General features: G+C 39.1%; 22 protein-coding genes. 12 read left to right on the top strand and 10 right to left on the bottom strand.

Annotation, left to right across the window (positions count from 1 at the left end):
• Positions 1-251: 251 nt before the first annotated feature.
• From AC5JMF_RS33150 to AC5JMF_RS33140, 3 genes are all read right to left on the bottom strand, one after another.
• Positions 252-737, bottom strand: a complete 486-nt coding sequence (locus AC5JMF_RS33150; RefSeq protein ID WP_495799948.1) for a TIGR00725 family protein — start codon at positions 735-737, stop codon at positions 252-254.
• On the bottom strand, positions 734-3,310 hold the full coding sequence (locus tag AC5JMF_RS33145) for a BsuBI/PstI family type II restriction endonuclease (protein WP_495799947.1): 2,577 nt from the start codon (positions 3,308-3,310) through the stop codon (positions 734-736). Before AC5JMF_RS33145 ends, AC5JMF_RS33150 begins: the two co-directional genes overlap by 4 nt.
• Positions 3,311-3,488: 178 nt before the next feature.
• Positions 3,489-4,049 carry a hypothetical protein gene (locus AC5JMF_RS33140; protein WP_495799972.1) on the bottom strand — a complete coding sequence of 187 codons (561 nt, stop codon included), beginning with the start codon at positions 4,047-4,049 and terminating at the stop codon, positions 3,489-3,491.
• Between the two features lie 201 nt (positions 4,050-4,250).
• On the opposite strand from AC5JMF_RS33140, the gene AC5JMF_RS33135 reads away from it, so the two are divergent.
• Positions 4,251-4,973: a dienelactone hydrolase family protein gene (locus AC5JMF_RS33135; RefSeq protein ID WP_495799946.1), complete on the top strand. Its 723-nt coding sequence runs from the start codon at positions 4,251-4,253 to the stop codon at positions 4,971-4,973.
• A 199-nt stretch (positions 4,974-5,172) separates the two neighbouring features.
• On the opposite strand, the gene AC5JMF_RS33130 is transcribed toward AC5JMF_RS33135, so the two are convergent.
• Together AC5JMF_RS33130 and AC5JMF_RS33125 are read right to left on the bottom strand one after the other, a co-directional pair.
• The gene (locus AC5JMF_RS33130) at positions 5,173-5,562 is read right to left on the bottom strand and encodes a hypothetical protein (protein WP_495799945.1); all 390 of its coding nucleotides are present in this window, start codon (positions 5,560-5,562) and stop codon (positions 5,173-5,175) included.
• Between the two features lie 738 nt (positions 5,563-6,300).
• Entirely contained in the window at positions 6,301-6,771 is a 471-nt protein-coding gene (locus tag AC5JMF_RS33125) for a GNAT family N-acetyltransferase (RefSeq protein WP_495799944.1), read from the bottom strand.
• Between the two features lie 83 nt (positions 6,772-6,854).
• On the opposite strand from AC5JMF_RS33125, the gene AC5JMF_RS33120 reads away from it, so the two are divergent.
• Complete coding sequence (locus AC5JMF_RS33120; RefSeq protein ID WP_495799943.1) at positions 6,855-7,367, top strand: MarR family winged helix-turn-helix transcriptional regulator; 513 nt, start codon at positions 6,855-6,857, stop codon at positions 7,365-7,367.
• A 187-nt stretch (positions 7,368-7,554) separates the two neighbouring features.
• On the opposite strand, the gene AC5JMF_RS33115 is transcribed toward AC5JMF_RS33120, so the two are convergent.
• Positions 7,555-8,004, bottom strand: a complete 450-nt coding sequence (locus tag AC5JMF_RS33115) for a hypothetical protein (RefSeq protein WP_495799942.1) — start codon at positions 8,002-8,004, stop codon at positions 7,555-7,557.
• A 261-nt stretch (positions 8,005-8,265) separates the two neighbouring features.
• Positions 8,266-9,057, bottom strand: coding sequence for a sulfite exporter TauE/SafE family protein (locus AC5JMF_RS33110; RefSeq protein ID WP_495799941.1), 792 nt, complete (start codon positions 9,055-9,057; stop codon positions 8,266-8,268).
• 346 nt (positions 9,058-9,403) lie between these two features.
• Between AC5JMF_RS33110 and AC5JMF_RS33105 the strand changes: the two genes are divergently transcribed.
• The 6 genes from AC5JMF_RS33105 (at position 9,404) to AC5JMF_RS33080 (ending at position 14,281) form a co-directional block, all read left to right on the top strand.
• Complete coding sequence (locus AC5JMF_RS33105) at positions 9,404-10,162, top strand: phosphatase PAP2 family protein (protein WP_495799940.1); 759 nt, start codon at positions 9,404-9,406, stop codon at positions 10,160-10,162.
• Positions 10,163-10,303: 141 nt separating this feature from the next.
• A complete protein-coding gene (locus tag AC5JMF_RS33100; protein ID WP_495799939.1) occupies positions 10,304-11,140 on the top strand; it encodes a sulfite exporter TauE/SafE family protein in 837 nt (278 codons plus the stop codon).
• Positions 11,141-11,223: 83 nt separating this feature from the next.
• Positions 11,224-11,796 carry a hypothetical protein gene (locus tag AC5JMF_RS33095; RefSeq protein ID WP_495799938.1) on the top strand — a complete coding sequence of 191 codons (573 nt, stop codon included), beginning with the start codon at positions 11,224-11,226 and terminating at the stop codon, positions 11,794-11,796.
• 94 nt (positions 11,797-11,890) lie between these two features.
• The gene (locus tag AC5JMF_RS33090) at positions 11,891-12,400 is read left to right on the top strand and encodes a DUF1634 domain-containing protein (protein ID WP_495799937.1); all 510 of its coding nucleotides are present in this window, start codon (positions 11,891-11,893) and stop codon (positions 12,398-12,400) included.
• A gap of 171 nt (positions 12,401-12,571) precedes the next feature.
• Positions 12,572-13,756: an RNA-guided endonuclease InsQ/TnpB family protein gene (locus AC5JMF_RS33085; RefSeq protein WP_495799936.1), complete on the top strand. Its 1,185-nt coding sequence runs from the start codon at positions 12,572-12,574 to the stop codon at positions 13,754-13,756.
• 96 nt (positions 13,757-13,852) lie between these two features.
• Positions 13,853-14,281: a DUF7980 family protein gene (locus AC5JMF_RS33080; RefSeq protein ID WP_495799935.1), complete on the top strand. Its 429-nt coding sequence runs from the start codon at positions 13,853-13,855 to the stop codon at positions 14,279-14,281.
• Positions 14,282-14,572: 291 nt separating this feature from the next.
• On the opposite strand, the gene AC5JMF_RS33075 is transcribed toward AC5JMF_RS33080, so the two are convergent.
• Both AC5JMF_RS33075 and AC5JMF_RS33070 read right to left on the bottom strand, forming a co-directional pair.
• Positions 14,573-15,214: a hypothetical protein gene (locus AC5JMF_RS33075; RefSeq protein ID WP_495799934.1), complete on the bottom strand. Its 642-nt coding sequence runs from the start codon at positions 15,212-15,214 to the stop codon at positions 14,573-14,575.
• The gene (locus tag AC5JMF_RS33070; RefSeq protein WP_495799933.1) at positions 15,207-15,827 is read right to left on the bottom strand and encodes a hypothetical protein; all 621 of its coding nucleotides are present in this window, start codon (positions 15,825-15,827) and stop codon (positions 15,207-15,209) included. Before AC5JMF_RS33070 ends, AC5JMF_RS33075 begins: the two co-directional genes overlap by 8 nt.
• Positions 15,828-16,501: 674 nt before the next feature.
• Here AC5JMF_RS33070 and AC5JMF_RS33065 point away from each other — a divergent pair.
• On the top strand, positions 16,502-17,989 hold the full coding sequence (locus AC5JMF_RS33065) for a site-2 protease family protein (protein WP_495799932.1): 1,488 nt from the start codon (positions 16,502-16,504) through the stop codon (positions 17,987-17,989).
• A 155-nt stretch (positions 17,990-18,144) separates the two neighbouring features.
• Here the strand turns inward: AC5JMF_RS33065 and AC5JMF_RS33060 are convergent, their stop codons facing one another.
• Positions 18,145-19,704 (bottom strand): YcjF family protein, encoded by a 1,560-nt coding sequence (locus AC5JMF_RS33060; RefSeq protein ID WP_495799931.1) that lies wholly within the window; start codon positions 19,702-19,704, stop codon positions 18,145-18,147.
• 362 nt (positions 19,705-20,066) lie between these two features.
• Between AC5JMF_RS33060 and AC5JMF_RS33055 the strand changes: the two genes are divergently transcribed.
• From AC5JMF_RS33055 to AC5JMF_RS33045, 3 genes are all read left to right on the top strand, one after another.
• Complete coding sequence (locus tag AC5JMF_RS33055) at positions 20,067-20,792, top strand: zinc metallopeptidase (RefSeq protein WP_495799930.1); 726 nt, start codon at positions 20,067-20,069, stop codon at positions 20,790-20,792.
• A gap of 210 nt (positions 20,793-21,002) precedes the next feature.
• Positions 21,003-23,078, top strand: a complete 2,076-nt coding sequence (locus tag AC5JMF_RS33050) for a cation:proton antiporter domain-containing protein (protein WP_495799929.1) — start codon at positions 21,003-21,005, stop codon at positions 23,076-23,078.
• 589 nt (positions 23,079-23,667) lie between these two features.
• The gene (locus AC5JMF_RS33045) at positions 23,668-25,344 is read left to right on the top strand and encodes a GUN4 domain-containing protein (protein WP_495799928.1); all 1,677 of its coding nucleotides are present in this window, start codon (positions 23,668-23,670) and stop codon (positions 25,342-25,344) included.
• Positions 25,345-25,357 lie beyond the last annotated feature (13 nt).

Below are 25,357 nucleotides of genomic sequence, written 5' to 3'. Positions count from 1 at the left end.
TTTTCAAATAGAAACTGTTTTATTCCTTTTCTTATTAGATACTTAAGGCTAGTCAACAACAGATCTACCGCAAGATAGAAACTGTTTTGACTCTAATAATTTAAATCTATCAAAGATTAATTACTGCTACTGTTACCAAATCATTTGACGAAAAGTGTTCAATTTTTAAATAAAGTTTAATTTTGTATATTTACTCACATTTGTATTGTATTTTACAGTATTAACAAAGTTTCTAGTGTAACCGATTTTCCTTATAAAATTGCCTTGGAAGTAGCGATCGCATCTTCAGCATTCTCTACAACATAAACATTTTCTGGTGATAGCTTTTTAAAGAAAACTTTGCTTTGAGCATCATCATTAAGCAGGATTACTTTCTTATTTCCTTTCAAAGCTAGGGCAATTTCTGAAGCAGTTCCTGCACCCATACCACAGGCAATGACTAAATCGCTGGTAAGAATATTAATATTATTCCGAGCATTGCCCATATCTGTGAAAATGGCGATATCGATTGCCTCAGAAATATCGTTGATATTTTGTTTAGGGAGAATACCAATCGTGAGACCATTACTAGATTTTGCACCTTTACTCGCTGCATCCATTACCCCCACATTCCTACCACCAGTGAGCAACATCCAGCCTTGTGCAGCGATGAGTTTTCCTAAATTGTAGGCATGTTGCAAATCTGCTACTGTCGCTTTTTCTCCAGGCCCCATCACACCAATAATAATCTTTCTCATTCTGAATCAGAATTTTTATCTACTTTATAAGCTTGTAATAAATACTCACCATTAAAATGGATGAGGTGAGTAACATCTTCAGCAATCCAAACATCTGTTTCCCAGGATACTTCATGTAAAAACTCAACCATAGCTTTACGGCTTAGAAACGCAGTTACCATCACAAGAGGAATTTTAGTACCAGTAAAGAGGATTTCAAGTTCTTTCTTGTGTTTAGGATTAATTGGCCCATGAGAAGTTACAGCTTCAATCAAAACTAGCCAATCCTTTTTTAGATGGTGGATAATTACATCAGGCATTTTACCGTGAAAATTAATGATAACACCTAGATCTCTCAATGCACTTTCATTAAAATAAGCAAATTTTTCATCAGTATCACCAACATAAATTAGTTTCCCTCTCGGAGTAAATCTTTCTGCAAATTCCTTAATAATTTTTTCAATTAAAATATTCTGTCCGCCTGGTGATAAAGTGATTACTTCTCCCTCAAATATTATAAGTATACGTAACAATTCTCTCTCCTGAGCATATTGTTTTTTCAAAGTTTCAATTGAGGAAAGGTAAGTACGAAGGGTTTTCTCCCATTCAGTAGTTCCATAGGTACGCAATAATTCAAGGGCACTTTCTTCAATTTGATATACTGTTTTTGGACTATTAATAGGTCGCTCAGGAGCATCTGGATTTGAAACAATTAAGGCTGCATCTAAGAACTGATGAACTGTTTGGCGACGCACAGTTTCGCGCGTATTAGGTTTATATTTTTTACCGTAATGCTGCGCTATAAATTCCATTATCGGGGTAATACCCATTAATGGAGATGAAGCTGATTCCCAAGAATCATTTGGCTTTAGTCCAATTAAAGAAAGAAGAGTTAAAGCTGAACGTTCATTAAGTTGTAATCGTGGGAATCCTAAGAGACTTAATATTTGTAGTGCTTCATCAATACGATTTTTAATTGTGATAACGCTATTCTCGGATTGACTATTCATACTTATTAATTCTTCTATAAACCGATCAATTTCTCTTTGTGAAGGAAAATTTTCTTCAATTCGTTCTCCTAAAGATATAAGCTGTTCTATTTTAGGAAATTTTAAATTTCGTAAATCAGTTGCATTAACCTGAGTATGTCCATTAAACAATCGAAAAAATGTGTCTATAATTGTAGAGTTTAGATAGACTGCAAGACCACGTGCTAAGTTAATATGAAGTCCTTTTCCATTATTATGAAAATAGTTTAAGTGATTTTCAAAACCTACCCATGAATAGCAAATTTTGTCAGCATCATATACAGCAGCAACCACTCGTTTTTTTTCTTCTTTTGTAGAGAAGCGTTTAACTAAAACATAATGTTCATTCGGTACTAGCAGTGATGCTGTTTGCTCTGTATGTACTAAAGCTTGGTGTTTTCTAGTTATTGTGGGATATCTAATATATCCCTCAGATAAATTGGCTGGATAAATTAAGGGAACACAATTTTTATCTGGTATTAAACGTAGAAAATCCCTTGCACGGAAATCCACAATGCGTCCTGTTGAAACCGTTAATTTCAGGTCTTCTAACGTACAATTAAAATTTGCTATTTGTTGAATTATCTGCTGACTGAATGTATCTGGAACAATATGAATAAATTGCTGCGGATCATCTGGGTGAACTACCTCTTTATAATTTAAAGAATTAGACATAATAAAGTCATCATCAGCGGTTATGCTTGTAGTAATTAGTACATTATCAAATTTTTGTTTCTGTTTTATAGCATGAATAATAATTGTTTCTTGCAAAACTTCATCGTTAAAAGCTTCTTGTCTGGATTCAAAAAGATGTATCTGGTCTAAAGCCATCATTTGTAAAAACATTCTTCGGAAATCTTTAAAGTATGGCCCATTACAAAAACTGCGAGGTGAAATAGCTACAAGTTCTCCTCCTGATTGAAGAAGTAGAGATGTAGCAGCTATAAAACCAGTATAAAGATTGCTAGTTTCTAAACCCAAGGAACGTAACAATATACGAACCTGAGAGTGAGCGTTAATTTTTAAATATGGGGGATTAATAATAGCGTGAGTAAATCTTAAATTCTGAGAACTATCAAATAAACTAGGCCGAAGAAGTTTAACAGCATCTTCAACAAAGTCTTTTTCTCTGATTTCATAGTTTAAATTAATCCCTGCTATTTGACATCTTTTCGCACATAGTTTTAATGTATGTTGCAAATATTCGACTAGAAAAGGATCAATTTCATAAGCAATAATATCTAAATTTTCTGGAGGATACTGCTTATTGCAGAGTTTAGCTACAAAAGCTGTTAGTAATGAACCAGTTCCTGCTCCTGCATCAAGTAGAGATATTTGAGAAAGATTAACTTCATTAAACATTCCAGCCATTAATTCTGCTACAGGAGCGGGAGTCAAAAACTGTCCTAATGTTGTTTTCCGTTTTTGCTCCTGCTTCAAGCTTGCAGCAATTCTTAAAAAATCAACTTCATTTAGTAAGTCTATGGCAGAGCATTTCGCTAAACTTTCTAATTCCACCGACTTTTTAGTATTGTTTGTAAACTTTCCACTGCTTGATTTAGTCATTACGATTTGTATTATCGAACAAAAGTTAACTGTATCAGGTTTTTCATTTAGTTCATAATACAGACTAATTACTAAACTTTTTATTTTCAATGTCCATAATTTGTAGACATTTTACCGACAGTACAGGGGCAGATTCGATAGATATGAAACTTTCTTTATTCACCATTTCCTGCTTTATTTACCATTGTTCAGCCCAGTAGACAATTTCTGAGGCTGAACTATCAATTGCTACACCATAACTATTTCCATGATTCCATTTAAAACCAGATCTACCTCTATCTTGGGCATTTAATACTAAGATTTCATAGGTAGAGGGAAAAGATTCTTCATCAGAATCGCTGGTATAAAAGAAAGTTGTTGGTACACCATGAGGTTGGTTAATGTGGTCATTTGTATCACCACCTCTATATTTATGCTTGGCAATATTTTTATATTGTTTTAGTAACTTTTGGATTTTTTCTGGTGTTTGTTTGACTCTCACTTGAAAATAGCCAGGAGAATAAGCAATGCTTGCACTTTTATTATCAGTAGAAATATCACTAGGAAAATGTTTTAACTGTTCATTGTTAGACCACAATTGATTGCGTATTTCCCGATAGCGGGAAATATCAGTGATTACCTCAGACTCACTAGTGCTACTAAAGGCTTTTCTCAATAAAAAACTGCCCCCAACAACACCAAGGCTGCCGAGAGAGAATAGAAATATTATGGCGATTTTGACAAGATGCGATCGCTTCATCAAGTTGGGCATGTGTAAATTACATAGTCATATACCCAACTAGTAAACTAAATTGGTAGGATTGCGGAGAAGTTATCAGAAAAATTGATGAAAACTTTGTGTAAACAGTAAAAATACTGGAGAATCGTGAAATTATTATGAATTAGGACTAGGCAATTATCATGTTTTCATAGGATAAGCCCAACAAATAGAAGCGGTAATATGCAAATTAAACAGACAGAGGTAATGATTCCTACACCTGATGGACAGATGCCCGCTTTTTTATTTACACCTGGTGAGAGTATCCACAAGCCAGCCGTTATCCTCTTGATGGAGGCTTTTGGATTAACATCGCACATCCGAGATGTAGCAGATAGAATTGCCAATAAGGGTTATGTGGTACTTGCACCAGATTTGTACTACCGCGAGTTACCAAATAATAAGTTTGGCTATGATGAAGTTGAGCAAGCAATGGCGATGATGTATCGCCTGGAAATGGAATCTGTAGAGAAAGATATTGACGCGGTGTTGACTTATGTAAAGTCACAGCCAGATGTATCACCTGATAAAGTCGGCGTGACTGGGTTTTGCTTAGGCGGTGGACTAACCTTTCTTACCGCTTGCAAGTTTTCAAATGCGATCGCCGTCGCTGCTCCTTTCTACGGTATGGTTTGGGATGAGTGGATCGATGCGGTGACAAACATCACAGTCCCTGTACACTTGTTCTTTGGTGGTGTCGATCCTTTCATTCCTCTCGAACGGGTTAAACAAATCGAGTCTCGATTTCAACAACTGGGCAAAGAATACACATTGCAAGTTTACCCCGATGCCGACCATGGCTTTTTCTGCAATGAGCGTTCTTCTTATAATCGCCTAGCAGCAGAAGACGCCTGGCACAAACTCACGCAGTTCTTCCATAAGCATTTGCAAGGGAATAGGGAGTAGGGAGTAGAGGGTAGAAAGAGAATAAATACTTACGAATTACGCTTAACAACTGGTTTATTTCCTATCAACTATCCAGGACTTTCTCAAGCAGCTGATTTTGGTATGGGTATAGCAACGCGAAATCTAAAAAACCTAGCCATAAGAGGTAGGAAGTAGGGGGGATAAGAGAGAACAAACATCCATTCCCAATTCCCAATATCTATTTAAAGAAATCTTTAGGAAAAAATTTACCCTTATTGGGTGAATACTCAGAGCAATTCATTGCCTCTTCTGTAAGAACGATAGAAGGTTGTACCGCACATTTAAGATAATGATTCTTTGAATAAAATCTACAGTTTTTACAGGGAAGTTTGTGTAAACCTTTAACTGAAAAAACCATCTTATTATCTAAATATATCCTAATTTTCCGCAATATTAGGAAAAACAATACCCAACTAAAGACAAAGCCAACAGGAGACAAAGATATTGCTAAATCGGATATATTTAACTCTTTTGATTGTAGTTGCTCTTGTTTAACTTCACTCCGGGTTAGCTGATGAAATTTTCTATGAGCTATTAAATTTATTGGCACTAATTGACCCAAATACATATTATTTACCTTTTTTTATCTATTTTCAGACTGATTTTTGATCTCAAGGTAAATGGCATCTTCCGCGCTTTATCTAAACTCGATTATTTACAAGGTTTTAATTACAGGTTTAGCAAAATAAAACTTAGGGTATATCTGTCGGTAGTTTTGCTTATCTTTTACAGACATACACCAAAGGGAATAGACTATAAGATAGTTTTATAAGCAGCTAATTTGTGTTAATATATAATAATTACCAAATTAAACTTACTTAATATCAAAAATTACATCTATATTCAGTTTAATTATTGATAAAAATTATTTATGCTTGATATTATTCTTACTTGGTTGATTACAAATTGAAGCTTTTTGATTATTTCTAGATTGCCTTTAAATATTGAAGTAGATAGCTTTATAAAAGCAGCAGTCTTTGGTGCTTTTTTGGAATTTTGAATGCACTTTTATTGCCAATAAGGAGGAAATAGGGAACGCTTAACAAGGAACAAATAAAGAAGGAAGTTAAAGGTGTACTGAATTTTTTTCAAAAATCAAATATGAGTCCTATATGGGGGTACGCTCAATACTTCCATCAAGCTGTATTTGAGGGGGTATAATGCCATCACCTCGTTGTACTTAACAACATAGGTTGGTACTAATATAATTTAATGTTAATAACAATACATATATCTCAAAGCATTCGTGAAGTACTTTGCAAGCCTTCCACTTCTGAACCAACACTTGTTCATGGGTTAGTGTGACCTAGTCCGTATTCAACACTTTACGAAACACAATCTTATCAGCGCCCGCTGTGTAGAAGTCTCGGATACGAGCCTCCTCATCGTAGCCGCACTTTGCGTAAAACGCCCGTGTGCGCTCGAAGCTCGCTAACGTTTCCACCAGTAGCATTCGCCCACCCCGCGCCTTCAAAGTTTCTTCAACGTAGCGCAGCAGTTTTCCACCGCGTCCTTGTCCCTGGCGATCGGGGCGAATGGCGATCAATTGTAGGTTCCACGTCTGATCGGTCATCCGTTCAGGCTCACAGTAGGCGACCCCCACCGGCCCGTCTTCGTCATCGTCGTCGGTGATCCAAAAGGGATCGCTGTCGCTGTTGCCACCGAGGTATTTAGCCAGCATTTTGCCAAGATCCTCGAGTTCGTTCGGCTCGAAACCGATTGTGTTGGCTACAGCAATCAGCGCTGCTGCATCTTCGGGTTTTGTAGGTCGGATCATGGAGAACTTCAGTATATGCTTGAAGCATATAATAACCATCAGATTTACTTAATGTCAATATGCATGACGCATATAATTGAGGTATGGAAAACACTAACCTTGCGAATGTAGTGGGGGCTTTGGCTCTTGCTTTGACAGATTCGGTTGCCCAGTCGGTGGAGCAAATGATCGATGATGCAGGGCCGGCTGCTGAGGCTCTTTGCTTGGTAAGACATGCACCTGGGATACCGATTGAACAGTTACGTCGCGCCCTTAGGATGTCGCATCCAGGTGCAGTAAGGCTTGTAGAGCGGCTGGAGAAACAAGGATTAATTCTCCGTGAGCGCGGCTCTATTGATCGCAGAACTGTGGAACTAAAATTGACCCAAGAAGGTGAAGCTCTGGTGAGCAAGATGCATCAAGCGCGGCTCTTGGCACTTGAGGAAGCTATTGTTTCCCTATCCTCAAAAGACCGCTTGCATTTGTGCCGCATCAGTAACCAAATCTTGTTGTCCCTGACAAAAACGAAGGACAGTGCCTTGACTATCTGCCGTTTATGTGATGAAACAAACTGTCTGAATTGTCCAGTGGGTAAACGTTACAGCGAATTTACTTAACGGGGATGAATGCAGATTTACCCATCATAATCAATGCACGAAACAAAAATAATCCCACTGTTTTGCAATACAAAACAGCGGGACGAATGAGAACAAACAGGGAAAGCAAAGGAAGAATTTTTATTAGTTGCTAAATCATTCTGCAAGTATGCAACACCAGAAAAGATTCTTCCGTATTCCTTATTTTCTATTTGCTAAAAGCATCCTTGATGTTATCTACAGTACGTTCAACAGCATTTTTTGTGTTGTCTACTGCTTTTTGTGTCCGAGCAGAATCTTCCTCTGCTCTTCTTTCAATTCGAGCTGCATCTTTTTTGGCTTTGCGCTCAACAAAACTACCATTGTCATCGGTTGCTTGTTCAACTTTACTGGCGTTTTTCTTTGCAGTTCGCTCAACTTTATCTGCTGTATCTCGAATGAAATTCTTGGCTCGTCCAGCATCTTCATTAGCTTTATTTTGGACTTTATCGCCTGCGTTTGCTAATATGGTCAGGTTTGCAGTAGTATCAGCCATAGCTGAGGTATTCGAGAAAAACGCACCCTGCCAAACAAAAGCGATCGCTGATACACAAAATAGAGTAGTAGCTATCCAACGTCCTACAACTGAGAGATTTTTCATCAAATCATTGAGTTTCATAGAACACAATTTCCATGTGGTTTAGCATAATATTTTTACTCCATTTGGTTTATCGACTAAATCGTTCCCCAGATAGAGGTTATTTTGTCATAAGTTATTAAATAAATTCACTCTTTTAATAGATTGAACATATATTATGTAATCTGCATTGTTGAAACTTGATATTTTAGAGATTATTTGTATAAAAAATGTTAGTAGTTATGCTACCGTCTGGGAGTCTCTGCGAACATTAATCACACAATGAGAGGTAAAATTCTTGCTTTAATAAACTAATTTTAAACTTGCCATCATTAACAGAGAGTAAATAATAAATCTTAATGGTTTTTGCGGTGTAATTTGGCAAATTTTAGCACCTAGTAATACTCCTGGGATTGAGCCAATCCATATTGGTAATACTAAACTCCAATCAACAGTTCCTAATGTAAGATGTCCAATAGAGGTAAATAGTAATAAAATTGCTGCTTGGGAAATATCTGTACCAACTAACTTACGTGCATCTAAACGGAAAAATGCAATCAATATTAAGGCAAACATTGAGCCAGACGAAACACTTGTTAGACCTACAATACAGCCTAAAAATGCTCCTATACATATACTTTGCAAGCGTCCTAGTTTAGTATTTAAGTCAAATTTGGGAAGTTCAGGTAATTTAAATTTGGGGAAGATAGTTAACAGCAACATTTGCACCAATGCCAAAACTGTGACTAACAGAATTGTCATACCCAACAAGCGAAGAATAATGTTGTTCAGGTCATAATCTCCATTCTGTTTAATCAAGTGCAGCATTCCTACCCCAAGCAAAGAACCTGGAACACTCCCCCAAGCTAGCCACTTTACCACCTGTATATCGAGGGTTTGTTGCTGCCAATGTTTGATACTGCCAACGAGTTTCATGGGAGTAGCCGCTACAACGTCAGAACTTACTGCTACTACCGGAGGCACTTGAAAAATAAATATCAACATTGGCGTAATCAGTGAAGCGCCGCCAATACCTGTCAAACCAACAGTAATACCAACTAAAAAGCTGAAGATAGGTAACAATAAAAAGTCCATACTCCTGTCCTTGACCGGGGTTTTGTAAATACGGCCTAGCTGAAATCAAAAGGCTGACTGTAACGCTGTTGTGCAGACTGTCTCCTGCAACTCCAACTTTTGACCGATTTATTTAAAATTCTCTACAAAATCCTAAAATCTGATCGGCTTACCGTATTTTAATCTTAAAAATCCTAAAAGTCCATAGATATATGCGAGAATAAAAATATTTGGTTACAATATATACTTTTTGTCTAGCCTATTTACTTCTACAAGCCTGATTTAAGCTATATTTATACTTCAGTGAGAGAATATATCGCGGTGTTTTGAAAAACTACATTAAAACAAGCGTAATACCGTATTCAATATGGCAGAGTTAGAAAAAATCAACAACGACAATCAAAAGCTACAAAAACCAGTAGGATTTGTGCAAAAATTGCTCACAACCCATTGGTCTTCTTTGTTAGTGCTGTTTGTGGGGATATACTTACCGCTACAAATTTTTGGGTTGCTGGCGCTAGAAGTCAGACACAATGAGGGTGGTTTTCCTTGGGATTTACCGATTTTGGTAACGATTCATTCTGTAACACAGCCACAGTTGAGTGTATTCGCAGCGATACTCACAAAATTTGGTTCGTTTTGGACTGTGTTACCCATCCTAAGCGCGATCGCAATCATTTTACTATTACAACGTCGCTGGCGATCGTTCACCTATCTCATCGTTACTGCTGCTGGCAGTGCAGTTATTAACCGCACCGCAAAAGAATTTTGGCACAGAGTACGCCCTCATCTGTGGGACTCAGTTGCACCGGAATCGAGTTATGCATTTCCCAGTGGTCATGCGATGACGAGTATGACATTGATGGCAATTTTGCTAGTTTTGACTTGGGGGAGTGTCTGGCGCTGGTTGGTGGTGATTTTAGGTGGCGTTTATATATTAGCTATTGCTTGGACGCGACTATATTTAGGAGTTCATTTTCCTAGTGATATTATCGCAGGTTGGATGGTAGCGATCGCTTGGGCAATTGGCGTGAGTTTAATTATCAGGCCCCATCTAAAACCAGCAAATATTGTCAGCGACCAGCAAGCGAGTGAAACAAAGTTGCTTCCTGAAGAACAGCAATAGGGGTTAGAGTGTATCTCATATGAATTAAGATTAGATACTTTTCTTTTCATTAGAAACGTGCCATCTGCTATGAATAAAACAAACACTTTCTTCGCCCCACTCCCCACTCCCCCATCATCATTGCGGCACGAGGTCTGAAAATTGAACATCCTAGAATTGTCTTTACTTGTCTGGCTTGGGTCGTTCACTGCTGGTTTTATTGGGGCATTGACTGGGCTAGGTGGTGGAGTTATTGTTGTTCCTCTATTAACTTCAGTTTTTGGCGTTGATATTCGCTATGCTGTTGGAGCTTCCTTAGTTTCGGTAATTGCTACCAGTGCAGGTTCTGCCTCCACATATATTAAAAAAGGCTTAGCAAATTTACGCTTAGGAATGTTTTTAGAAGTTGCAACCACTATTGGTGCTATATTGGGTGCTTTAATTGCAATGTTTGTTACTGTTAAAGTATTGACCATTGTGTTAGCAATTGTCTTACTTTATTCTGCATACCTTTCTCAACAACCAAAGCAACAAAATCCAGAGAACGATATAGCTGATCCTCTGGCTGACTACCTGCAAATTAATGGCTCTTACCCTATGGCAGAAGGTATAATAAACTACCAAGCTTATACAGTTTTAGGTGGATTTTCTGTAATGTTTATCGCTGGTATTATTTCCGGTTTGCTAGGTATTGGTTCAGGCGCATTTAAAGTTTTAGCGATGGATCAAGTTATGCGAATTCCATTCAAAGTATCTACTACTACTAGCAATTTTATGATTGGTGTGACTGCTGCGGCTTCAGCAGGAGTTTATCTCAACCGTGGTTATATCGACCCAGGATTATCCATGCCAGTGATGTTAGGAATATTACCAGGTGCTTTTTTAGGGGCAAGAGTTCTCATTGATACGAAAACACAGTTATTAAGAATTGTCTTTAGCCTAGTGTTAGTATTGATGGCATTGAAAATGGTTTATCAGGCTATCGTTGGAGGGCTTTAAGAGAGGACAGGAAATCAGAAAACCTGTTCCCTTATTCATTGTATAGCTACAGTTTTCTATTGAAATTTAAAAGAGTTTAATAAATGAAACTACTATCTAACTCTCATAGTCAAGCTCACTTCCCACAAAATTTAATTATTATTGGAACTTTTTTAAGCTTGATATCTTTATTTGGACAACCATTAAATGTTCAAGCTTTAGCTACTAATTATCAAATTTCTCAGAATACTACACAATCAAAAACAATACCTGCCAATCGTCTAGTAATAGGTGGTATAAATCTCTCAATGTCTGAGCAGCAAGTCAGAAAAATTTTAGGTAAGCCGCTTAGTATCAAAAATGGCTATGAAGAAATAGCTGGTAAAACTAGAACTCTTCAATATAGAGGTTTAACAGTTAAGTTACTTGAAGATGTTAAACCCACAAATAAATTTTTTGTGTATGAAATAGAAGCTAATAGTTCTAAATATATTACTATCGATGGCGTCAAAGTAGGCGATAGTGTTGCAAAAGTAATAAAAATATATGGAAACCCTCAATCAACCGATACTAATATTTTTAATTATGAAGTTGATAGTACTAGCCCTATATACTTTAATTTCACCATTGATAATGGTAAGGTAAAAAAAATTCTTTTTGGTGATTTTTTGGGTTAGTACAAAACTATTCACCCCAGGGCGAACAATCGTTCAATAAAAACCAGGAATTTGAGAACGTGTTCACAAATCACTCAGGATTTAATTGGTGTTTATGAACCAAAATTTAGATGAAAAAAATGCGCTGATAGCAACTTTACCATTACAGTCAGTAAATGTTGGCTCTAACATAGACACATTAACTCAGCCTTGTCTAGAAACTTCAGACACTAAAAACAAAAAATCGCAGTTATTGCAAAACCCACATCTACTCGATATTTTATTAAGTTATTTACTGAAATATAGTGTTTTGCTAGTCAGTGCTGTTGTGTTATTAGGCGGTATACTTTATCTGTTACGTCACGGAGCAGAACCTACTCAATACCAGTTTTTTCATGGTGAACCACCCGAGTTTCGCTCTTTTGGTGGTGTCATAACAACAGCCTTATCTGGTAATGATCTGGGAATAATTCAGTTAGGACTTTTACTACTCATCGCCACACCGATTTTACGTGTAGTGGTGTCTTTAGTAGTGTTTGTCAAACAACAAAACTGGATTTACGTAACCATTACTGCGTTAGTCTTGACGGCTTTGATTTACAGCTTGCTAGGAGCATACCTGTGAAAGGGAACAGGGAACGCTTAACAGGGAACAGTGATGAATCAATTCAAAATTCAAACTAACGCTTCTGTCTGACCGAGGAACGAGGCGCAAGCCCCTGGCTTCAGACATGGGAATAAGCCGATAGGGGGCTTTAGCCGCAGTGAAAAAAGCAGTACATCGAAAATCAGAAGAATGTCTAATTACACCGTCCGAAAACTCAAAATTGGCAATACAGAGCAGATGCAAAATCTGAGCCGTGCTGCTGGCGAGTTGTACTCAAGGACGGTGGTTAGCTTTTGGCGCACAGTCCGCAAGCAGGACTTGTGGCTCAAGCCTTCATCGCTTATGCGCTGGCTACCCAATGATTCAGAGAATCGTCTTCATGCTCACTCTGCCGACGCAGTGGTGCAGAACTTCTTTGCCTCGCTTAAATCATGGCGGGAACGTCGCAAGAGTGATCAAGACGCTCGCCCGCCACGCCGCCGCAAATGGTTCTACAAAGTGCAGTGGAAATCTTCAGCCATCAAGGTCAAAGACGGCAAGCTACGCCTATCTAACGGACAGGGCAATGAGCCTGTGATCATTGATTGGGCTTTCTATGTGCCCAAATTAGTAGAGATGGGCTGGGATGGCAAGCAATACGAGATCCGCGCTTGCTATGCCACCGTTGAACCTGTCGCTGTTTTTGATGGCATTGTGGCGGCTGTAGACATGGGAGAAATACATCTAGCGGTTGCTCACGATGGGGAGCAAACCTATATCCTCAATGGGCGGGCGCTGAGAGCCAAGCGGCAGTATCAGAACCGTCTCAAGGCAAAGCTTTCAAGCCGCATCGATCAGATGAAGCGCGGCTCCAATCGTCGCAAGCGGTTAGTCCGCTCCAAACAGCGGCAATTGGCAAAGCTGAACAATCAGATCAAAGATATTCAGCACAAGCAGACTACCAGACTTGTCTCAACGTTCAAATCTAGAAACGTTCAGACCGTTGTAATTGGCGACATTCGAGACATACGTTCGTCTGTCGATTACGGCAACAGAGCGAATCAGAAGATTCATCAAATGTTGCACGGGCAGACTCGGCAGATGCTTACCTACAAGGCTGAAAAGCTGGGGATGCGGGTCGAGTTGATTGATGAGCGGTATACCACTCAGACGTGTCCATCGTGCGGCAAACGCCACAAACCTAAAAACCGCCTCTACAAATGTCGCTGCGGCTTCAGGTTTCATCGTGATGGCGTGGGAGCAATCAACATTCGCAAAAAGTATCTGGGATGCATGGACATCCCCGTAGTTGGCGTTATGGCTGCGCCCATTGGGTTGAGATTCAGACCTCATACTCAGTGTAGCTCCGTCCGCTCGCTCTTCGCCGGACAGTGAAACAATCCCCTTGCTTTAGCAATGGGGAGACAGTCAAACTAGACTTTTGTGAGCTTTTATTTTAAAGTACGGTAAGTTGATAGAATTTATGTGTTTATGATTGGTACTGAAAAAAAAGGTCAAGAGTCATTGTTGCAAGCTACAGATAGCTTACCTACAACTCTGTTGCAGAAGCTTAGAGGCGGATTTTTTTTGGTTATTGGATATTTATTGTCACCGTTGTGTTGGTGGAATGACTTAATATTCAATTTACCTATAGCTTATTTTTTCGGTTATATTTGTAGCCTTTTTGCTTCTAAGTTACTTATGCCCGGTGTCATTGTTGGTTACTGGCTATCTAATATTATTGGTATTCTCTTGATGCAAGCAGGTGCAATTGATGTTTTCCAGAAACAGTCCCAAGAACACGATCTCAAAAAAGAATTATTGACAGGATTGATTTCTTCAACTGCGTATACCTTTTTTATCTTAATATTAATTCAGTGCAAAATTCTTGAAACTCCTAACTTCTTTTCGGGTAGTTAGAGGTTATTTATGTAGTCCACTAGTGGCGTGGCAAGGCTAAAATAGTGTAATAGCTGTAGGTTAGGTTGAGCGAAGCGAAACCCAACATTGATCTCGGTGTTGGGTTTACCCTGCAGGAAGCCGCCCTCCGGGCGTCTACGTTCCTCAAATGCCATTGATACCAAGCTTAACGCGCTTCTGTTGACCTAAAATATTGACTGCTATCTGACGCAATACTGCAAAATTTTGTGAGGCATTATCTTTTCTAATCAGACAGTCATCCTCGTTTAATGCTACATCAAGTACCCTAAATTAGTTAATTTTGCTCGCTTTCAACGCATCAGCAACAAGTTTACATGTTGCTGCCTTGGGATCGGGTGACTGAAGAAAAGATTCTAAGCAGGCAACATTAGTTTTGACTAATTGTCTTTGCTCATTTGACAAAGGTTTATTAGCCCGCTGACTGAATTCAATCGCAACCTGATAAATCTTAATTGCCTCTTGAAAGTTACGAAGCTTTGTACTCAATGATTCTTTTGGATCGACTGTATGCACATTTGTCATGCTCCGAGACATAGCATAGCCTAAAAGAGCCTCGTTAGTAGGCATGAATGCTATTGATTCGCCAAAACCTTTAGCTGCTGCACCCCAATCATTATTTGCTTGTGCATCTAAAGCTACTTTGAGAAGCCTTTTTGATTGCAGTTCCAAATTGGCATCAGTTTTCTTCAATTGACTCAAAAGACCATCTACATCTAGTAAGTTTCCTTGATAAGGTAGGCTTTTTGAATTACTAGTTTTTTCTCCACTAGAGGAACTTTGCGTTACCTTTTGATCATTGTTCTGAGCCGATTGTGTCGGGAGCTTAGTTGAAGTACATGCACTTAAAAGCAGGATGACATGGCAACCCATGAGCAGAACTAAGCTGTAACATTTATTTGAATTTTTAATCATAATACCTATTGAATATGATAGTTCCAACACTTAACCCATCACCTTTACGATGATTGAATAGATAATTATAAATTTTTGTCCAGTATGGAACATCCTTAACAGTCACGCATCCATCTGAAACGCTGCCAGTATGAAGGAAGCGAGTATCCAAAGTATTTGCTCCTCCTTTACGAATACGAAACCAACATCTTGCATACGGAGTTTGAGCGAGGTATGCGTCTCCAAATTCAACATGCGGGTAATCTGGAATTTCCAAATCATAGGTGCCATCCGGCAAGTCTGGATTTGGAGTAAAGACAGCCCAAATCGGCCCAACTTGATATGATCCAGTTCCATACCAAAGGTGAGTTGTTTTCGGATTAAAAATTACTGTTGCAGATGGAAGGTGTTGTCCATCCACTAAATAAGACGATCCATCAGACTTACGAGTCACGCTAAACTCGGTATCTTTATGGTCAAGACTTTCATAAGGAATAAAGTAATCTCTATTATTCTCCATTCTCAAGTAATTCACCTTCAAATAGTGGGGTAACTGTACTTGCTGATTATCCCTGCTTCGTTTGACAAGAGTCCATCCTTTTCCATCTGCTTGAGTCAAAAACTTAACTGCCATAATATAAACCTCATTCTTGTTAAGAGTTTAACTATTTATTAGACGGAAACTTTCTGCTTAATTACCCGATTTAGGATATTTATGCAAATTTTTCCACTTAATACCCAGATTTAGATATTATATAGAAAGTTTCCGTCTAATTACCCGATTTATAGCGATCGCACGCAAATTATCAAGAGCGATAAGAAAAGATAAAACCTTGCTAGGGCCAATTGAAAGCTTCACTTATCTCGCCTACCGTAAGGCACATTCAGCAAATCAATCGCCCGTTTCTTCCGCGTGGGCGGATACAAGCGTCACTACACAAGTATTCATTTGGTAATGTGCGTTATGGAAATTAGGCCTAGCACACCAAATATATTGGATAGTGGGGCGCTTGGCGATAACACACCCTACTAAGCTAATCTGCCTTTAACTTGCATAATCCTTTGCCTCAGAAAGACGCAAAGAGAAGTTGCGTGCGGGGGTTCCCCCCGTTGAGCAAACTTCGGAGGACGCGCTTAAGGGGAGACGCGGGGATGCAATTTGAATGATTATTAGCTTACTGTGTTCTCTGTTCCCTTTGTTAGTAACGCAATACCAATTTGAGCAGATTGCAAATGGCGTTATAGATTAATAATATATCTGCAATACCGGACTTGTTCTGGCTCGGTTTCAATAGCGAAGGTTTGGATATGTCTACTTTATCAGAAACTTCTATCGTTGCAGCCATCGTGCTAGTGGCTTTCAGCATTTTGGGTTGGGGCTTTTATCGCGCCAGACCTTTTGGTAAACTGGGAATCCTGGCTTGGTTACAGTCGGTAGTGTTAATGACTCCCTGGTTGCTGTTTTTCGGATTATTTGCCGCCGGGATTTACATCAATATAGTAGGGATACTATTTCTGTTGGTGGCTTCGGCTGGATTGTATATATATTTGGGCAGACAGTTACGCGCAGCTGGGCAAGATGCCATACTCAGGCAACGGGCAACAGAAAAGCTCAACGCTAACGCCTCACTGGAAACAAATCCCCCACAACCAGCAGTAATTACAGAACTCAAACCTAACGTACTGCCAATACCAGAAGATGATTTAAACACCATTAAAGGTATTTTCGGTATTGATACATTTTTTGCCACAGAAACCATCGCCTATCAAGAAGGAGCAATTTTTAAAGGCAATCTGCGAGGAGAACCACAGGAGGTTTATAGCCGTCTTAGCACGAGTTTGCAAGAACGCTTAGGGGAGCAATATCGCCTATTCTTAGTGGAAAACGTAGATGGTAAACCTGTGGTAATAGTCCTACCCAGCCGTAATTATCCACCGCAAATGCAGTTACCGCAAAAAGTCTTTGCGGGTATCCTGTTGATAGCAACCATTGCCACAAGCCTAGAAGCTGGGGGATTACTGCTGAATTTTGATTTCTTTGCTAATCCAGCACGGTTTGTAGAGGCTTTGCCTATCAGTGGTGGAATGTTAACGATTTTAATAGCTCACGAAGTTGGTCATTGGATACTGGCGCGGCGTCACCAAATCCGTTTGAGCTGGCCGTTCTTTTTACCTGCGGTGCAAATTGGCTCCTTTGGTGCTATTACCCGTTTTGAATCAGTTTTACCCAATCGGAAAGTTTTATTTGATATCGCTTTAGCAGGGCCAGCCGCAGGGGGAATCGTTTCTTTGCTGATGCTGGTGACTGGCTTGTTGCTTTCCCATCCAGGTAGTTTATTTCAATTGCCTAATCAATTTTTTCAAGGCTCGATTTTGGTAGGCAGCTTAGCACGAGTTGTTCTTGGTTCTGCTTTGCAGTCGCCCCTAGTTAGCGTCCATCCCCTTGTAATCATCGGTTGGCTGGGATTAGTAATCACCGCTTTAAACTTGATGCCTGCGGGACAATTAGATGGAGGGCGCATTGTACAAGCGATTTATGGACGTAAAACTGCCAGTCGGGCGACATTAGCAACTTTAATTTTACTGGCGTTGGTGTCTCTTGGTAATGTGCTTGCCATGTATTGGGCGATCGTAATTTTCTTATTACAAAGGGATCAAGAACGCCCTAGCTTGAATGAAATTAGCGAACCCGATGATGCAAGAGCTGCTTTAGGTCTTTTGGCTTTGTTTTTGATGATTGCAACTCTTCTACCTCTAACTCCTGCTTTAGCCGGGCGTTTGGGGATTGGGAGTTAATAGAGCAATTAATTTATCACGGTTGGCTTCATCGTGAAAGCTTACTGAGGGATAACCGCTCCCATGCTCGCATTGAAGTAAGTCCTGTAAATGTCTAGACTTGTTTAGGGTTTATATAGCAGTTCCATAAATGTACACACAATAGAGAATTGGTATTAGTTATCCTTATTCTCTATTTCCTGTTCTTCCGTCACTTTGGAACTCTCTTGTAATGGCTTTACTACTCGCGCGATCGCTTCTTGGATAAAAGCCTTAATAAATTCATCGCGGCGATTCATCTGAAACTGTCGCTGTACTACCTCCGTCATCCCACCATCACCCCAATCTTGGTCATGACGAAAATATTCGATAAAACTTTTTCCAGCAATCCTGGTTAAATAAGCCGCTGTCACACCTTGAATTGCTTTACCAATTACCAAAGTAGCGATATTGAGTTGTAAAGCAGTGGTTAATAATTGAATTGCTCCTTTGACAATACCCAAACTAGCGATCGTTTTTGCCAAGGAAAGGGCTAACTCTCGTCCTCGTTCCATGTTCAATTCACAGCCGTAGACTCTACCAATTTCTACAACCATTTGCGCGTTGACAGCGGCTGTTGCCAGTAAATCTACTACTGGTATGGGTGTAACTGATACTACGCCAGCCCCAATCCATTGAAACCGTTCAACGATTTTATCAGCTTGACGGCGACGCTGAGCATCAATGAGTTTACGCGCCTCGTCTCCGAGTCGTAGAGATTGTAAGAGGATGTTATCTGCAACCAAATCCTCACCCTCAGCGCGTAAAACACCTGCCATCCGGCGTAACAAGGGGACAATATCTGGTTCAGGTTGGAAAAGTTCGCCTGTTTCTAATTGTGCAGCTTGGGGATTAGCAGCGATCGCGACTACATCGTCAGTCGCAATAAATCCCCGTACTCGCTGACGTAACTTAGCGAGAATGGTTTCTTTATCTGCATCTGTATATAAGTCAGTCTTATTGAGAACTAAAAGCGATCGCTTACCAATTTCTGCTAACCCCTGTAACGGCTCATATTCTGAACGCCGTAAATCATTATCCACCACAAATAACAGTAAATCGGCTGCCGTTGCTAATTCTCTGGCTAGTTGTTCCCTTTCGGTTCCCGCTACCCCCGCCTCCAAAATTCCTGGTGTATCCGTAATTAAAATCTTGCGTTCTAATCCCTTCAATCGCAAACAATAGGTTTCTCCTACTTGAGTTGTACCCATTGGTGCATCTACTTGACCTACTATCCGCCCCATAATCGCATTGACTAGAGAAGTTTTGCCAGCGCTCCCCGTGCCAAACACCACTACTTGCAGCTCGCCGCGTGCTAAATTAGCCTCAATCTCGCGCGATTTACTTAATAAAGCCTGCCGTGCAACTTCATCTTGAATTTGTGCTACTTGTTGCCGTACAGCTTGCAGCGTCGAAGAAGCAGCATCAGATTTAGCGGCGGGAATTTGGGCAGCAGTTACACGTTTGCGATTTTGGCGAGAACGTTTTTCTCCAGCCTGAATCACAAACACATAATAGACGAAGGCCGCAACTAAGGCTCCTATGAGTACAATCAACAGCAGCAGCAGTAAATTGCCCAACAGCGGAGAATAAGACAATTGCCAATAAAGCCGAGACAGGGAATCAATCAGCCACAGGCTTAGCCCCAAAATCAGGATTAGACCAACAATCAGCGTTACTATGCGCGATAGAGGCATGGTTCACAAAGACTAGTAGATATTTAGAGGCCGATGCTTTTGATCTTAATAGTTTCAGTGTTTTTCATCAGAGTGGAAACATTACATTTTAATAGTTCAAAATGCCTGATTTTTGTATAAACTGAGATTCTACACCAGTTGCATTACTGTTTGGGAATTTATTCCTAGTAGTCTGTTTCATTAAATTTTCGGGGCTCAAGAACCCAAACTTCTTGAAAAAGTCGGGGTTCTGACCACCTTCAAAAGTGAACAGCTAAGCGCATGGTGTGGTGTTTCACTCCTGCTGGAAAACTGATAACTCTGATACTTCGACTTCGCTCAGTAGTAACTGATAACTGTTAAAAATACTGCAAAATATCAGTATGAAAATCTGGTTTTATCTGTTTGTGATCAGTGCAATTATTTTTTCTGCTTTATCGTTTAGGTCAATCAGCCGACATGATAAGCTCCAACAACGCGGCTTAGACCGTTTAGCAAATTGTGGCTTAACCGGCTATGAAGTTGCCAGAGTCATCTTAAGCGAGAATAACTTAGATGAGGTATCTGTGCAAAAAGCTCAAGCATCCCAAAAAGCTACTTTCAAACCAAAACAAGGAAAACGAGGAGCTATATACTTACCCGCAAACATTTTTGAAGGTGGTTCTTTGTCTGCGATCGCAATTACTGCCCATCAGTGCGGTCATGCTTTAAAGTACTCTGTTGGTCGCTCTTATTTAGCAATTTCTCGGCTGGCATTTGCTCTATTTTGGATATTAACAGGCACGGGATTATTCCTACTGAATTTTAGTTTTATTTTTTTAGTTTTCATCGGGAACGGGTTTTTTTTGCTCCCTTTCTGGTTTGTAATTTTAGGAGCGATTCCTGGAGTTTTTCACGTAGTTAGTATGCTTCGAGATCAGTCTGATGCAACTCGTCATGGTTTGCTGATGTTAGAAGCAAAAAGACTCATAGAACACAACGAAGCAAGTTTTGTCAAGCAGTGCTTAGAAGCCTCTTTGTTAAAATATGTATCTAATTTCTGGCTATTTGCTGCTGTTTGGAGCTTCGCAATGGCTGGGACAATCTTACTATATTCGTCTAGTCTTTAAGTGGGGAGTGGGGAATTAGACAAATGACAATTAGGCTAAATTTGTTCCTGTAGAGCGAAAATTCCTTTCTTTAGATAGAACTAAAAAGGCGATCGCTACGTATATGCTGTTAGCGGTTTTGTTTGAGATATCCTGTTAAACTGAGGTGTACATAAAATCTCATCAAATTTAGCTAACACTTAGTTTTATTAAATACACAAGGTATTGAATTTGCTAATAGAAAGCCCAATTATTGCCTTTACAATTCTCCTGACAGTAATATTTACTGTACCTCCGATTTTTGAAAAGCTACGATTACCTGGATTGGTTGGTTTGCTGCTTGCAGGTGTAGTACTGGGTCAAAATGGGCTAAAATTGCTAAATTCTGAATCTGAAACTATCAAATTACTTTCAGATATCGGGAAAATTTATTTAATGTTTGTGGCAGGTCTAGAAATTGATCTAGAGCAGTTTCGCAAAACTAAAAATCGCTCAATTGGTTTTGGCTTTCTGACATTTTTAGTACCTCTAATTGCTGGTATCGCTGCCGGACGTTTATTTAATTTTAGTTGGAATGCTTCTTTCTTAATTGGTTCTTTACTTGCTTCCCATACTCTATTGGCGTATCCCATTATTAGCCGATTGGGAGTTGTCACAAATGAAGCTGTGACAGTGACAATTGGTGCTACAATTTTTACTGATACGGGTGCATTACTGGTATTAGCCATTTGTGTTGGTATCCATAGGGGAGAATTTTCAGCGCTCAGCTTGGCTACTTTGTTACTGGGATTAGCGATTTATTCTGCTGTTGTCTTGTTTGGGTTTGATTGGGCAGGGAAGGAATTTTTTCGTCGCTCTGGTGATGAACAAAGTAACCAATTCTTATTTATATTATTGGCATTATTTTTAGCATCTATAGGAGCAGAGGTAATTGGTGTTGAAAAAATTGTTGGTGCGTTTTTAGCAGGATTAGCTGTTAATGACGTTCTGGGACGTAGCCCAGTTAAAGAAAAAGTTGAGTTTATCGGTAGTGTATTATTTATCCCATGTTTCTTTGTAGATATGGGATTATTAATCAATATTCCAGCATTTCTTAAAACCCTCAGTTCAATTTGGCTAACGCTGGTAATTATTGTGGCTTTGATTGGTAGCAAATTTATAGCCGCATTTTTAGCCAAACTGCTTTACCGTTACAACACAGCGGAACTGCTGACGATGTGGTCATTATCACTACCACAGGTGGCAGCAACACTAGCAGCCACATTAGTAGCCTATCAAACGATGAATCCCGCTGGTGATCGGTTGATTGATGAGGGTGTTTTAAACAGTGTAATTGTTTTGATGTTGGTAACTGCGATCGCAGGGCCAATTATCACAGCGCGGTCTGCGACTTCGTTACAGCTTACCCAACCAGACTTGCAAACAGATAGTCTCGCAACTTGGTGGGAAGGTTATGAAAGTCAACCAACAGAGCAACAATCCTATCCCTTTACTGTAATAGTACCAATATACAATCCTCAAACCCAGCGCTTTCTCATAGAAATGGCAGCATTGCTGGCTAGTCATGAATCTGGGCGGATTGTACCATTAGCTATCACTAGAGCGCACATTCATATGGATGATCCGCAACTAGTAACAGCACTCGAACAAAGTAAACAAAGACTCAAGCTAGCTGGAGAAATTAGCCAAACATTTGATGTAGAAGTTGCACCCGCAATTCGCATTGATGATGATGTAGCTTTAGGAATTAGTCGCGCTAGCCGAGAACAAAACGCTGGTTTAGTCGTGATGGGTTGGTCGCGGACTACGGGTTTACGCGCTCGCTTATTTGGTAATGTCATTGATAGCGTTTTTTGGTCTTCTCATTGTCCAGTAGCTGTAACGCGCTTGTTGAGTAGTCCCACAACAATTCAAAGAATTCTTGTACCAGTAGGGGATTTAACCCGTCAAACCATAGGTGCTGTGCGCTTCGCGCAAATTTTGGCGAATACCAATCAAGCAGAAGTGGTACTGTTACATGTAGGCGATCGCAAAACACCCCCACCCCTAGTACAACAATTTGCCTCTCAATTGTCCGAAATCGCTGCTAAAAGTCAATTACAAGTGAACACAAATATTCAAACAATTAGAGGCGATGATGTTGCTAGAACTATCATTCGTGAAGCTCAACAATTTGATTTAGTCGTGCTTCGTTCAGTTCGTTACCGTACAGCAGGCGGACTAGCCGTAAGCCAAGTAACAACACAACTAATTAAAGAATTGAAATGCTCAATTGTCTTACTGGGAGAGCCTTATAGTAATTCGTAGAAAATAGAAAGTAGAAAGTGTATAAGTTCATCTACTTAAAATTCAGACAGATAAGACAGTTAAGACAGTTAATATTTGTTGTCACTAAAAACTAGCTTGCTGTGTAAGAGTTTAATGTATACTATCTCTGTGAACTCAAGTAAATATTTAGATAAATATTAGGACTCCTATTTGATCTTTGATAAATTCAGTACCAATCGAAAAGGTTTTTTCCCGACTCTCAGCTGATCGCGCTTGCGCTGCGCGCACCACGCAAGTAATTTCAAAAATCAAAGCGAATTACGGCGTTGCTGAATCATAGGATGAAATATGATGAATTGAAATCTCAAACTCTTTATTCTCTCTGCGCCTCTGTCTTGAAAAGTTTCCTACGGAGGGAAACCCTCCTTCTCCTGACGGAGACGCTACGCGAACAGAACTTTTCGCTGCGCCTCTGCGTGTTAGCGTAGCGGGGCGTAGCCCGATAAATCATCCCGCAATTATGCAACGCCCGAATTACTATATATTGACTACAAAAGCTAATTTAAAGTGAAGCGATATAATCCCTAGTCTTTAAATCCTATTTCAACGAGAGAAATGCCATCAGGTCATGCTAACTAAACAGCAAAGACAACTAATTAATTACGAATCTATTAAGATTTACGAACAAACTTATCAACTACCCGTTCTCAAAGATGCGGGAGTAAAAACATTTCAAAAAAAAATTAGAGAACGTCAAAGATTAATTAAAGAAGGAGTTAAATATTATAAATTTGTAGGAATAATTAAACGAGAAGAAACAATGAATCAAGGAGAAATTCTTGAGGAAATCCAATTGTTTATTAGGGATTATACTTATATTATTGATTTTTTGGAAAATTATAAAAATAATTATCAACATTTTTTGCTTCAACTAACAGATAACTTAAAAAACCTATTTAAACGTAAGTATTTTGAGATCAAGAATTTAGAAGATGAGAGGAAAAAGCTAGAAATAAAGAATAGTGAAAATCAGAAAATTGTTGATGAGCTAGCCTGGGAGAGGCAAGAAAATTTTAAGGCAGTTTTAGTTTTGGGCAACGCCTATTTTCTCATGATCGAAAAAATCAAACTGCTCAATAAAGGAATTGAAAGTATTACGGAAGATACAAAAACTCAAAAAAAAATTGTTCAGCAAATAACTAAAGATTTAGAAGTTTATCAAGAAATTTACGAATATCAAGTAAGAGCTAAAAAAATTCGTCAGGAAATAGCAAAAATAGCTCATACTTCAATCAATTTTGAACATTCTTTACAAGATTATTTTAGTCCATTTCAATCTCTAATAGATGAGGTAGTAAAAGTAGATGAGCATTTTTATGCAACTGTCAGCGATATTAAAAATATAGCAGATAATATTTTGAAGTATCAGTCCAATTTACCAAGCTTTATAGAAAATGAGAGATTTTCTGAAACTTTTCTCGATTTTATGGTAATAAGTTATCAGAAAAAAACAAGATTAAAAGATGCTTTTATTGAATCTCAGTTATTAGATTGGCAAATCCATAAGTTTGATTTAAATGATCATAGTATTTCTTTAGATCAGGGAATTGATTTAATATCAAACTATATATCACAGCAACTCGTTGATCAAAGAAGACTACTAGGAATAGCAGATGTAAATCTCGGTTCGATAACACCTCTTGTTTTTGTTGAAGAAACGGGTTTAATGGAACTAACTCATGATGAATTGATAGTTACAAAAGAATTTCCCAACAATAAAAATATTGATTGTACTCAACTGCGGGATCTTCTGGCGCAGCATAAGTGGAAAGAAGCAGATATAGAAACTACGAAACTCATGCTAAAAGTCATAGGTAAGAATTATTGGAATGAAGTTTATCAGGAAGATATTGATAACTTTTCTTGCCAAGATCTCCAAACCATTGATCAACTTTGGGAGCAATACAGTTATGGTTATTTTGGCTTTAGTATTCAACAAAGTATGTGGAGTGAAATGGGTGGTAAGGTAGATTATGAAACAGAAAAAAGACTTGGCGATCGCCTTGGTTGGCGAAAAGAGGGAAACTGGTTAGACTACGAGCAGCTAACTTTTCAACTGTCCCCGATCACACCAATGGGACACCTACCGGCTAAATGGTTACACTATGACCAACATGCTTTTGAATCGTCTTCATCATCTACAGAACACCTTTCAATGGCAGCATGGCGAGTGGGGCCTTGGCTAGTTTGGCAGATGCACTTATTTTTTTCTCGGACAAAAACTTGTAACGGAATCACAAAATAAATTTAAATATATT

This window comes from Desmonostoc vinosum, assembly GCF_059505385.1.
This window is presented reverse-complemented; position numbering and strand designations above follow the sequence as displayed.